This window comes from Candidatus Liberimonas magnetica, from assembly GCA_020523885.1.
Taxonomy (GTDB): Bacteria; Elusimicrobiota; Endomicrobiia; order Endomicrobiales; family JAFGIL01; genus Liberimonas; species Liberimonas magnetica.
Window position 1 is genome coordinate 69,462 of record JAJAPY010000004.1, and the last position, 13,485, is coordinate 82,946.

At 39.0% G+C, this 13,485-nt stretch carries 1 protein-coding gene (cut by a window edge); it reads right to left on the reverse strand.

What is annotated here, in order from left to right:
- On the reverse strand, positions 1 to 13,474 hold the 5' portion of the coding sequence (locus tag LHV68_04435) for a TIM barrel protein (protein ID MCB4791116.1). The gene continues 24,434 nt to the left of window position 1, outside the view; the window shows 13,474 of its 37,908 coding nt (coding positions 1-13,474); the start codon lies at positions 13,472 to 13,474; its stop codon lies off the left edge, out of view.
- Between the last annotated feature and the right edge of the window lie 11 nt (positions 13,475 to 13,485).

Consider the following 13,485-nt stretch of genomic DNA (forward strand, 5'->3'; position numbering starts at 1 on the left):
CAAAACCCGGTAATTTGTAGTTACTTGCATATCTAACTTCATCTCCGCCCTCATTAATATCCATCCAGGTGCGTATCATTGGATTATGAAAAGGCGTTTCAAAAACCCTTTCCTTCAGGTTCTCAGCGTCAACATTCCAGCGCCATAACTCAGGGAAATTTGCACTGACAGCAATGCGTCCTTCATATGCCTCAATTGTTGGTTCATATTCAAACCTTGGTGCTAATTGGTTCTCTGCACACCCCTTCCATGCTGAATATAATGTTTTAAAATCACCTGGCAATAACCTTCCTTCCTTTATTGCCCATAAAATATTTCCTCGGTTTAGTAAATTTATAGGCCGGTCCCTGTCTATAGAATAGTAGCCATCGGCAGGTTTTTTGCCATCGTTGAAACTTTGCAGCCTATTATCTAATTCTGCCACAAACGCATTAATGCGTTCTTCTCTCTTTCCTTCTCTGTCATTGCCAAAATCATGCGCTACTAAATTAACTTTCTGGGTGGCTATATCAGGAAAGTTTTTCCTGAAAAGATATATAGTTTGAGCCATGCGGTTGTACACTTCTTCTTTAGGGATTTGATAGAGCCGTGAAAAATTATCAACCTTGCTCGTATCCCAGCTCATTGCTATGAAAATATCCTTTTTGTCTCCAAGTTTTTCATTTATTTCCTTAAAAAACCCGTCTACAGCCTCAGGGTGTTCGATAAACCATTTTCCGGCAGTTATAAATTCAAAACTGGTAACTTTCTGGCCTGCTGAAATCCGCTGGTTCCTTACTTTAATATATTCATCTAAAATCAAATTAAATGTTTCCGGGCTGTCAAAAGTCTCTTCCCCGCAGACATAAACGTTATATCCCATATCCATAAGCCCGGAAATCCAGTCCGAGACGGTCTTTGGATCCAGGGACGGGGCAGTAAGCTGTTCCTGTTTTCTTATCTGGGCAAGCAAGGGGCGGTTAAGATAACACCAGGCACAGCCTACACTGCACGGAGCCTTTGTGTTTCGTATAGGAAGAACGTCCGGAGCTCTTGAATAATGTTTAACTGATTCTTGTGAATACCTTATTTCGTCAATAAGCCCTTTAACCTTAATTGTTTCCTCTGTTTCATACGGATTGTGCTGTTCAAGTGTCGAAAGCCTCTCTTCAGGACTGTGTGTCAGGTTCCAGGCTGTATGTGCGGCGATGTTAGCAAGATCCTCTTTTGTTAAACTGCTTAAGTTTATCCCTGTAAGGTCAAGGCCTTTTAACATGCTTGACATTATCATAGCCTGCAGTACTTCTTTTGTGTATTGAGCTTTTACTCCGGTACCAAGCATTGCACCTGCAGCAAGGCCAGCTGTTTTGCTCAACATCTGCCTGTCAACAGGCCCGGAGCTGTCTACTATGGTATTTACTGTGTTTTCAATGAAGCTCAATCCGCCCCGTAAAATTTCCTTGCGCTTATTCCATTCATCGTTATTTATACCGGCAGGCCTGTGAGCATTTAAAAACCGGTTTATCAGATACCACGCTAATATTTTTCCTATTATTGGAATGCTTTTTAATCTAAATATCCTTTCTATTTCTGCTTTTTCAGCAATCGGAGCATACTCTAAAGCCGCTTCTTCAAGTTCTTTCTCAGTCAACTGGCTTACGTCCTTGCCTTTCAGCTTTGCATAGTCTTCAAGGCTATTTTTTGAAATAAGGACTGCCGGCTCGCCTGCCATTTGATCAGCACGCTTTGATCCTGATATAAATTCTTCTAAGTGTGCACCTGAGTTAAAACTCCCCGGCAATTTTACATGCCTGTTCAAAATAGCGAATTTTAAAAGATCGATCTTTTGCTGTTCTGATACACTAGAGCTCCTGTGCAGGACAGCATCGACTTCGTTCAATCTTTCTTCTATACTTACAAAACCTTCTGTGCCGTATTCATTGCAATAGTCTTTTTCAATACTTAAAACTCCTCTTTGGAAGTTTTGTAATATTAAATTATAAATATCTTGTTTGCCGGCATATTTATATGTGGTATCAATTATGACCGGATTGCCGGAAGAATCTACCATTACATTCTGCGAATCAAAGTCTTCAAGGATATAACCTTCTTCCGTTATTTTCATTATAATTTCATTTAATTTTTCAATGAACTTCAAAGGTTGTTTACCTGCTTTTTCAAGGTCTATTCCGTTTACTTTTTTCATCAGGATAGCCTTGTCGTATGGCCTTACGGGTTTTACAACACCTTCAATACCTGCCTTGTCTAAATTATCCATTACATCATATTGACTTTTTATTGAATAGCTGCCAAAAGGGGTTTTAAGGGCCAATTCTTCATCACTGCCTCTTTCTTTAACTCTTAACACCAGCGCTTTAGTCCCATAACCAAGAACACCGAGATAAACCAAATTCTTATCAATCTCAAATGAAAGAAGTTTCCAATCTTTATTTGTGGATAGCAGATCACTCAAAAACTCCTTATATCCATCTACCACAATATCTATATTACTTTCACCAAAATGGGATAAAATCTCGTCTTTCTCAAGGATATTACTTTCGAGCAAATCCCTGTAAAGAGCCGGCACCCCGTCATCCAATTTCCTGCCTTTTTTATAGTTGTCAACAACTTTCTTTCTTATTTCCAAGTAATAGGTCTTTACACAGTCTTTACTAAAATACATTATTTCATCTCTATGTATGATTTCAAAAAGAAACCTGTCAACTTTCTCTATACCGGTTGCAGGCATTATTCTTGCTTCCCAGCCAATCATTTTAACTATTTTAATTTCGTCTTCTACGGCTATCCTTTCCTTTGCAAATTCTAAAAACATTTTCTCATAATTATTCAATAAACCGGTATCCCACCCTTTGGCTTTCTTATCTTTATTGCTCAGGGATTCGTATTCATTCACCAGTCCCGCAAGTTGTTCTTTATTCATGTGTTCCAGTACCCAGAGGTGATACTGGGTCAGCTGTTTCCTGCTACCTGAGAAATACTGTTTTTGCCGGGCTGCAGCACGCTGGTGATCTGTTCTTTTATCTCTTGCTTCGGCTTTCGTCATGTGCTCTGTCCATTCATGGTCTATAACTTCGGCAAGCCTTAAATAAGCCGTCCCCTCAAGCCTCTTTGGACTAATATAGTCTCTGTCTACTATGATTGCTAACCTGTCACCAAGTTTTTTGCCGTAGGCCTGCATCCCATCCGGCAGTTTATCTGTAAAGTATATATCAATTTTATCTGTTATTTCCTTCCTGTCTTTAATTCCAACCTTTGTAAACACCTGAGAAACAGCTCTAAAATCTACTTTAGTTTTGTACCTGGAAGTAATTATACCTATTATTGATCTCTTCGAAGGTCGTTCAATGTCCTCATCCTCAAGCCCAGGCTTTTTAAGGGCTGCTGCGGAACCTGCTATTTCTGAGCCTGTATCTATCGCAGGTAACGGAACAGGGGCCGACAGTTTCATAGAGCCTAAACGTGCTGTGCCAAGGCGCAAATCCATATCTGATTGTTTCACTTCTGCCAGAACTTCTTGTAATTCTTCCTCCAAGGCCCTTAAAAAAGTTGAAGAAGCAGGTTTACCGTTTGCAAGGTCGTCAATTATTGAATAATTTAACCGGATATAATATTTGGTCCCGGATTCATTTGCAACCTTTTTTACTATTTTTTTCAATCCGGTGCTGGCAATTTTTATTTCAGTGAAAGTTTCTTCGCCTACTATTGCCAGGTCACATTTTTCAAGAAAGCGCATAAGGGTTTCTTCATCATGCTCTGCTTTTAAATCGTTTACTAGCTCCTTTTTTAATGCTTCAAACGCAGCCTGTTTTAACGGTTTTTCGCTGTCGCTGACCCTTACACTCCCATCAGGCGAGAAAGTAGCCCCGTAGGGGTCCCTTCTAAAATAGTAAAGGAAAAGGTTGTAATAATCAAAAACAAAATCTTTGTTTGCAAAATATTTTCTCAGCCTTTCCTCAGTGAGTTTATCCAGCCTGTTTGAAATAAATAAAGCAAAATTTGTCCAATTCAATTCCCTGGTTGAAATAGTATCACGCAGGGAAACATCTAATTCTGCCATGCCGGAAGACAACCGCAGTTGTTTTATATACTGCAAATCCGTATCTGCGGCTATTTCAAACATGCCGAGAGAATCAAGTATATCGAGTTTTTCCTGCCCGGTATGATTATTAAGCATTGCATAAAAAACTTTAAAGTCTGTAAGCTTGGAAGGAGCGGTTTCACTGATAGACGGATTAGGCGAATTTTTTATAGCCTCTGCAAAAAGATGCGCCCCTTTGTATCTTCGCTGGGCAAGATTTTCAGTCATCCCAACCCTGCCTGTTACCAGCATATGCTTATCTAAAGATTTAGCTATCTGCCTGAAAAATTCAGCGTCTTTTCTAGTAATATTGGGCAGAGAATCCGGTTCTTTGCGGGCTTTTCTTGCCGGATCGGTATGATAGGCAAGTACTATTGACCCGGCAAGGAAGTTTAAATTAAGCCCTTCCTCATTGCCTTGCTGGACAGCTGCTGCTTCTCTGCTGCTAAGCCTGATTTCAAGCCTTCCATTTTTGTCTAATTCTGCCTGCCATAAGACACTGCCCTTTTGGGTCTTATCATACCAGAAATCTTCTCTAATGCTGTTATCTTTAAACCAAAAAAGTTCACTTTCATCTACTATTTTTATCCTTGCATTTTCGATGAGCCGCCTGACATCTGCAACACTTGCCAGGGAGTCATCTTTAGACAACATTCCATAAAGGTTATCATTAATTCGTCTCGCTTTACCGGCAGGGGTTAATTTATCCAGGAAAGGCGCACTAATCTTTATATTTTCTTTTTTAGATTTTATATAGTTTGTTATTTCAAGAGATTTTTTTAGTAAAGTGAAAATACTGAAAGAAAATACTCTAAATAGCTCACCTAAAGAATCTTCCATAATCTTTCTTATTTCTTTCTTAAAATGTTTAAAATCAGGATAATATATTTCATTGAATTCATGCTCTTTAAAAAATTCGAATACAGCTTTATTATATGCACCGTAATCTCCGTTTATTTTTGCTTTTATATATAATAATAAAAGCACAAAGTACCTGGGAAACAGCAGTACGGGAAGAATTTCTTGTTCATCAAATACTATTATCCGTAATTGCATCTTTTCCGGCAGGCTGTTAAAACCCGATCGTCCAAAAGTAACTATTTTTAACATAAAATTAATAGTTCGCTCCGCTAAGTGGCTGCCGGTTAGTGATACAGCAATAGGAAACAAGTCAAAGGTATTCCAACTTACATTGTTTTCTGCCTTGCGGTGTATTATTAGACTTGCCACAAATATTGCATCCGAGGTTTCAGGCTTTATAGCTATACTTGCCAGCATCCCTGCGTCTTTTGAATCATATTCATCAATGACATTCCCTTCATTAGTTTCTACTATAGTTTTGCCGGCTTTCAGATTTTTTGGAAGGTTCTGTGCCAATTGCCACATCTCATCTGCCAAACTTTCATACGGCTTTACCCCAAACCTGGCATATTGAGACTCAATATATTGTTTGTAAGCGGCCTGGTCCATCCTTTCATTGTAAAATGCTGCGGCTGACAATATCGTAAAATGCAACAGGTACCGGCCTATTGCATCCAGTTGTCTTTTCCTGTTGCCGGTCATACTGTAATGCCCGTAGTCCCTCAAACCTTCCGTTGAGGCATTGGGATATGAAAACCATCTCCTTAACGTTCCAAGAGATATCCTGTCTATTGCTTTCCCCTCAACAAAATACAGCCCGTCAAACATAACATCTTTCTGCCTCTTGTGATACATCGCCTCGTCCCTGTAGATACCCTGCTGCCATAAATCCACTGCAAAATCCAGAGATCTTGTCAGTCCTTCCTCTACTGCCAGCCTGCGGCTTTCCTTGTCTGCAACCTGGCCAATTAGATCTTCTCCGGTGACATACATAAAATTGTCCTCCGGAGCCCTGTACAATATTCCTAGCGCCCCATCAAGTCCTTCCGGCGCATTTTTCAGCTTTACAATACTTGTTCCGCTTGCCTTATCCGTTATTACTATTGGAACACCTTCTCTATTTCTTACCCTTACAATACCTTCCTCAATAGCCTTTAACAGCGTTGCTTCTTTTATAAGCTCATCCATATCTGTTGTGCCGTTGCTTTCATCTAATTTCTTAAAAATATATACTCCTTCTCTGCCTTCTATCTGGAACCTGTACGTCTGGTCCATTACAGGCAGCTGCCTCTTTACTTTTCCTCCGGCTAACCTGCTAAAATCTGCTTCTACGGGTTGACTGTTCTTTGCCTTCATCCTTGCGCTGTACTGTCTGAACAGCCTGTTTGCTTCCTGTGCTCCATAAGGGGTAGCTCTTTTCTCAAACAGTTTATCCCTGTTTACTCCGACCTTAAACCATTTCTCTAATAAATCTCCAAACCGTGCTTTTTCTTTGTCCTCGGACAAATTTTCGTCTAATATCTTTTTTATTTCTGCCTTAAAATCTTTATTTTTATAATAAATAAAAAACTCTGCATATTTCAATCTATTTTCTAACCAGATTAAACCTTCTTCATTCTTTACAAAATATTTTATCGCAGGTGAAGCATATTTAAGCAGATAATATGCATTTTCTCCTGAGGCCCTGCCAAGTTCAATTAAAACAGGCCAGTATTTTTCAAACCTGTCTCCAAATAACTCATTTATATTGGTAAGGACATTTCTGAACAGATCATCTGTATTTTCCCTGGATGCCTTGCCAAGCTCTACCAGCCCAGGCCAGTATTTTTCAAATTCGTCCTTAAACAGCTCTTTTACCGCAGGAATGCCGAATCTAAATAAATTATCGATATTTTCTCCTGAGGCTTTTCCTAATTCAAAGATTCCTGGCCAATATTTTATAAATTCATCTCCGAATAACTCACCCAGGTCAGGTATATCAAACATTAATAAATGTTTTGCATTTCTCCCTGAAATCTTGCCAAGCTCTACCAGCCCGATCCAGTATTTTTCAAACTCATTCCCAAATAACTCCTTTAACTCAGGAATCCCTGCTATAAATAATTCATTTGTATCTTTTCCTGCTGCCTGGCCTAACTCCACCAATCTGGGCCAGTATAATTCAAAATTTTCTCCAAATATATTTTTCACTGCAGGAACACCGATAGTAAATAAATCATTTGCATTTTCTTCTGATGCCTTGCCTAACTCCACTATGCCGGGCCAGTAGAATTCGAAGGCGTCTCCGAATAACCTCCGCATTTCAGGAATACCAGAGAAAAACAATTCGGTGGCATTTGTTCCCGCAGCTTTATACAAATCTGCCCACGGTTTGTAACCGTATTGACCCGTAATTTCCTTAAACGGTTCCAAAGCTTTCATTATTTCAGTCTTGTTTTCAATAAATATCCTTGCCGCCTGTTCATCCATTTCTTCGCTTGTTGTGCCTTTTGTTTTGCCTTTTGTCATTACAGGAGCAATTTTGCCAGATTCTATCGTGCCTTTTTCTCTTGCTTGTTTATTGTATGTTCTGTGGCCGATGATTAGAAGTGCTATTGATTTTAAGGTAGGTATTTTAAGGCCGAATATGCTAAGTGTTGCGTTAAACGCTTCTTGCATGATTCCATTCATGCCATCAAGAAAATATTTAAAATCATAATTTGCTTCTGTGTAGCCGTGCTCTTCAAAAAACTTTATAACATCTTTTCTAAACCCTTCGTAATCCCCGCTTCTTCTTGCAATTATATATTTGACCAGCAACATTGAGAAGTTCGGTAATTCCACAAAGGGAGCTATTCTCTGTTCATCACAGGCTCTGATACTGTCCTGCACACTATCCGGCAAATCGTTAAAACCTTGCTTGCCAAAACTTGTCACTTTCTTATATAAATCTACAGTTTTCTCAAGCCAGCGGCTACCTGGCATGGCTGCAAACGAGCTTTGTCTTATAGCTATCAATCTTGCATTGTTATAGGGCGCATGTTTACCTGCTTCGTCCGCCAAGGCATACATTTGTTCCGATTCTTCAAGCTTCCCCTGTTTTTCATATAATTTCCCGACAGCATTATAAACAGTCTCAAGCTTACTCCATATAATCTCACGGTTAATAGTTTCATCCACAACAACTTGGCTTTCCATTAGCATTTTCTTATATGATTCTATCGCCAGTTCATACATCTTTGTTGCTTCTTTATCATTACCCTGTTTCCTAAATATATCTCCTAGCTGAAATAATACCTTCCCTAGCCCATCTCTCGCTTTTACAAATTTGGAATTAATATTCAGGGCTTGATTGCATGATTTTATTGCCTGTTCATATATTTGTATTGCTTCTTTCTTATTACCCTGTTTTATAAAAACATTTCCAAGATGAGTATATGTCATTCCAATGTTATATATCGCAGTTGTAAATTTAGGGTTAATATTCAGTGCCTGTTTGAACAATTCTATTGATAGTTCATACATTTGGATTGCTACTTTGTCTTTTCCTTGCTTCTCAAAAACATCTCCATGACTAGAGTACAACACCCCAAAGCTATGAAATACGGAATTTGTTACAGCATTATGTAATTCAAGTATTCGTACCCTTTGATGAAGCTTTGTTCCATAAAACTCCTTTTCCAAAACAGCTGTTTCTTTAAGTCCTAACTCCACTTCTCCTGATTTTAATATTTTAGTCGGAACAGGGCCGGACCCTTCAGGATATCTTGCATCAACCAGATAATACGAACCATCTTCTAACCTGCAAAGAACTGCAACATGACCTTCTTGATACCCGCTATCAGTTTCTGCTACATTTAAACCATATACTTTAAATTCGTATTTCTCCAATATCCTGCCGCAAAGATAACTCTGCATAACACATAACATATGTTTTGTTTCAAGAATCGTAGCTGGCTGGATTTCATTTAAACTAGCCAGTAATTGAGCAGAAATACCGAGTGCCTTTGCTTCAGCTCTCAATGCTTTTCTTAAGAGCGCTACCTTCTCTGTAGCGCTAAATAAATCATCTTCAAAATATCTTTCAACTTCTTTTTGGACTGTTTCTATTATTTGCTTCTGCCTTTCAACACCTTTTACCTTATCAGGAATATTATCTGTTATTCCCTTTATCTTGCCAAGTAAAGTCGGCAGCAGTTCATCGGGAACCTTTTCTTCCCAAAGCTGAGGTTTTGTTTTTATTGTTTTCAAAGTGTTGCCGCCCTGCTCAAGTACCGTTGACTGAAGTTCCCTGTACGGGCTTGACAACTCATAGGCTATATTTTTTGCCCATTTTATTTTGTAATACTCAAATAGCCTCTTTTTAAACCCGGGCCTAGACTCCTCTATATCTGCGGACCTTGCCTTTATATATTCTATCCAGTTCTTGTCTATACCAAGCCAGCTCTCCGCCAGCAAACGCATATCTGCTGTAAGTTCTATCGCACCCTCTTCTTTAATCAGTGCCCTGAATCCCGATATAACCGTTCCTAAATAATCTAATACTTCTTTGTCTATATCTTTATCTTTTTCCAAGCTTTGTTTTAACTCTTCAAGATACCCTATGGCGCTTCTCAAATATTTTGTCATCATATTCAATCTGTTCAAACGATCTTCGCTTTGTATGCCAAACCCTGTATCAAGCTGTTTTAATAAATCTATCATTTCCAAGAAGCTTATATCTCTTGGTATCTTTATTGTCTTTTCTATCTTAACTTTCCTTGTCTTTTTTGCCTTGGGCATACGCGGTATAATAGCGCTGTCTACTTCTATCGGCTCCGGATAAGTTATTATGAAATTATCCTTATCCCAATCCTTCCTTTCTATAAATTCAAAGTTTGTATTGCCCATTAATTCAGCCAGGCTCTTTATAATCATTTGCGGCACTTGTTCTGTAAACATCTCCCGCTTGAATTCTTCAGATAGATCTATTTCTTTTTCACCGGCGTACATGAGCTGTTCCGGGCGCACCACTGTATCATAAGGCTTCTGGCTCAAGCCCTCTGTTTCCTTAACTGCTTCTTTTCCTGCTTCTATAAGTAACTCTATGAACAACGGCTGGTGCGGGTATTTTCGGTGTGCTTTTTGGTAAGCTGTGTACGGCTGGTTTCCCTGTTTAATTAACTTATTTATACTAACCAGTTCCCTTATCTCTTCAAAAGCAAACTCATCTATGTGGCTCCTGCCAAATACGCCTTGTAATTCTTTTGCCCTTTTATCGTTTAAATTAAACAATAAATCCAGGTAGCCCTGGTATATGTAAAGCCGGTATATTGTCCCGCCGGTTTGAGCGTCCTGTTCCTGGGCAAAATATGCCGGAATACCTGTTATTCTGTTTCCCACTCTCTTGTAAAATAAACTCCCGTCTTTTATGGGCACTACTTCAAAATTATCCGCACTAAGGCCGAGCTCTTTTTTATTCTTGTCTTGAGTTATAAACCTTTTCTTCAGGTCATTCGCATGCATGTCCTCTACGGTAACAGCTTCTGCCAGCTTCACAGCCCACTGGCCAAGCCCTAATCCCATAACCTGCAAAAATTTGTTTAAATTCAAACTTAAAGCAGCAAATGCACCGGCACCGGGCTTAGTTGCTAATTTCTTGAATAGACCCATCAGTGAAGGCGAGATGTGGTTGATGTATATCTTTCCAGTAAGGATAGAATCAATTTTTTCCTTATCATTAGGCGCGTATACTACCAAGACATTGCTTCCCGCGGCCTCAAGGTCTTCTTGTCTGCTGTTCGGGATAATCCCTATCACAGGCTTTAAACCGCTGTTAATAGCATTAGACACATGAAAAGATATAGTAGGGTCAAATGGCATGATAGACTTCAGTTCCCATTTCTGCCATAAGAGGTTAAGCGGGATACCTGTTTGGGTTAAGCTGAAAATAACATCGAAGTCTTCAGAGAGCAGTTCCTGGCCATCTGATATTTTTTTAGATATCTCACGTGTAAGGACAAGCCTTAAGTAGTCTTCCAGCTCCATTTCTTTTCCGTTATGCCTTTCACGATAAGCCTGACCTATAAGCCCTTCTTTTGTTTTCCTGTAATCCCCTGCCCTGGAGTAAGCTGCAAGAAAATCTATTTTATCTGAGTGAGTTACGTTATACTGGTTATAATAATTCTTTACAACTTCAATTGTCTCGGGGCCGGAACCAATCCCCGGCTTGGTCGCTATCCAATAGCAGAAAAGTATGGTGGGAAGTTTCCTATTTGCAAGTTTAAGCATAACTGCCTTAAGCTGTTCATAGATAATATTGAATAAACCCGGTTTAAAATTGTCTTCCCAGGTCCTGGGGAATTTATTGGTTCTATTTGTTAAGATAGCCCCTGCTTTTTCCGGTTTTTCGCCGTCTGTTTCTCCCACAATCACGGCTTTTGACGGGTTATTTATTATCAAATTAAATTTATTAGGTTTCGGGGCCAGGGAATCATTCCCGCCCATTTGTTTAGACGTTGCTGTCTTTACTAAATCAAAAACATCACTGGCTTCCAAAGACTGCATGAGATGGTAGCGCCGCTGTTTTGTCTTTTCGTCATATTTAAGTGCTAAATTAAATTCACTGAACTTAGAAACCCCGTTTTTATCCGCGACAAACACCTGTTTGTATAATTTGCTCTGGCCTTTTGCATTTGTATAGTTAAATGTAACGGTTAATTGATACTGGAGAGTTTTCTCGTTTTTACTAATTTCAGGTTTTATGTTGTCTGTACTGGCAAATTCGATAAGCAGCTTTTGTATTAGCTCAGCAGGTATTTGTTCTTTTACTGCTTCGGCAAAAATAACATTTATTGCATTTATTAATTCCTCGGGTTTTGCCTGGCCCTGCTGTAAAGAGGCCGCGAAGGATTTTAATGCAAGGCCGCTGCTAAACATCTGGCTCTGTTCTTGAAGCAGAGTGTTGTAAATCAGCTCTGAGGCCTTTGCATCTTTTGAAACATTAGGTGTGACTACAAGATAAGATATGTTTTTTTCTTTTAAGAGTTCTGACAGCCCCAGCGTATGGAATCCGCCTGTTACAAGAACAACTATTTCACCTGCATTATCAAGCAGTTTTTGTATGTCTTTCTCACTATTTAAAGTTTTACCAAGGCCCTTGGCAGTGTCCGGCCGCGGGTAGTTTAAAGATGGCTCTGAACCGGTTATTTTGCAGTTTTCCAGCAAACATTCGTTTCTCTTAAGGTTAGCCCCATAGTACTCATCGAGCTGGGTTATATAGGGTTCCAGCCGGGCATATCTGTTGTTTCCGAGATATTTAGACCACAAAATCTTAAAATTCGCCTCATTGGCTTTTATGAACTTGTAATCTTTATGAGTTGCTTTATACGAGAGGAAGCCATCAAGGCAGTTTAAGAACTGGCATAAGAAAAGGACTTCCTTCTCAGCGGTTTCTTCTGCATATACTGATTTTATTCCATTAATGAGTTTCTTTTCTTCGTCCATCAACTCTGCAGGATTTATGTTCCGGGTTGTTTCAAGGTAAGCAACAAATTTTTCAAGCTGGGGAAAGTTTTTCAAAAGGTCATATCTGTTTTCTTTTGCTATTTTTGAAATACATCCGTAGAGTTCGCCACCATCGGTAAAATTACTCGTTTTGCCCGCCAAAAGGCTGTAAGCGCTGTAGGGAAGCTGTTGTTTCAAATAAGTTAGAAACTGCCTTAATTCAACCGCTAATTTCTTATAGTTGATATTATCCGAAGATTTAAAAGAATTTATATACCTGTTCAGGTTTTCAAATCTTGAAATATTTAATCTTGATTTCTGTGCATAAGTTAGAAGGTTTTCATAATATTTCTTTGAATTTATCCTGCCTTCTTTGTATTTTTGTAGCAGGTCAGCCAGCTTTTTATTTTTTGAACTTAAATACGCATTCTCGATCGGTTCAATACTGTTTCTTAAATCCAGTATTATATCCTTGATATTGCCTTGCTCCTGCTGTATGCCGGCTAATCTTATTATATTTTCAGTATGAAAAGTTTCATCGTCTGCTCCGGCAAGGATCTGCGCTTTGCCGGATTGTATCGAATAATATTCAGATCCGTTCAACCTGCCGTTATCAAGCAATGCTTCAATTATATTGTTTTTTATTGCGCTGTTTTTAAGCCTTATGAGGTTTGATGTGTCAATCTGGCCGGATGCACCTTCAATGTATACTTTATTTAAATGATACTTGCTGTCTAAGTTTGATAATATTTTTGAAATATTCCGCTGAACTTCAGAATGGCAGTGCAGATCCTGGATATTGATAACTACAGTATTTGAGTTATTAGTTCGCAGTTCTGAGCCAATTCTAAACCCTGGTTCTTTAAACTCAGAACTCAGGACTCCGAACTCAGAACTATAAGCCTCCGTTACCCTTCCAACATTAGAGGGCAGGGAAAAGCTGTCAATTATCTCTTTAAAGCCTTTTATTTCTCTTTGCTTTTCCACAACCGCTTGTAAAGGCTGGCTTATTATGGATGAGTATACGAAACAGATAAGTGTGATTAGAGCCGTTAATTTTTTTATCTTCATATTTTTGTTAA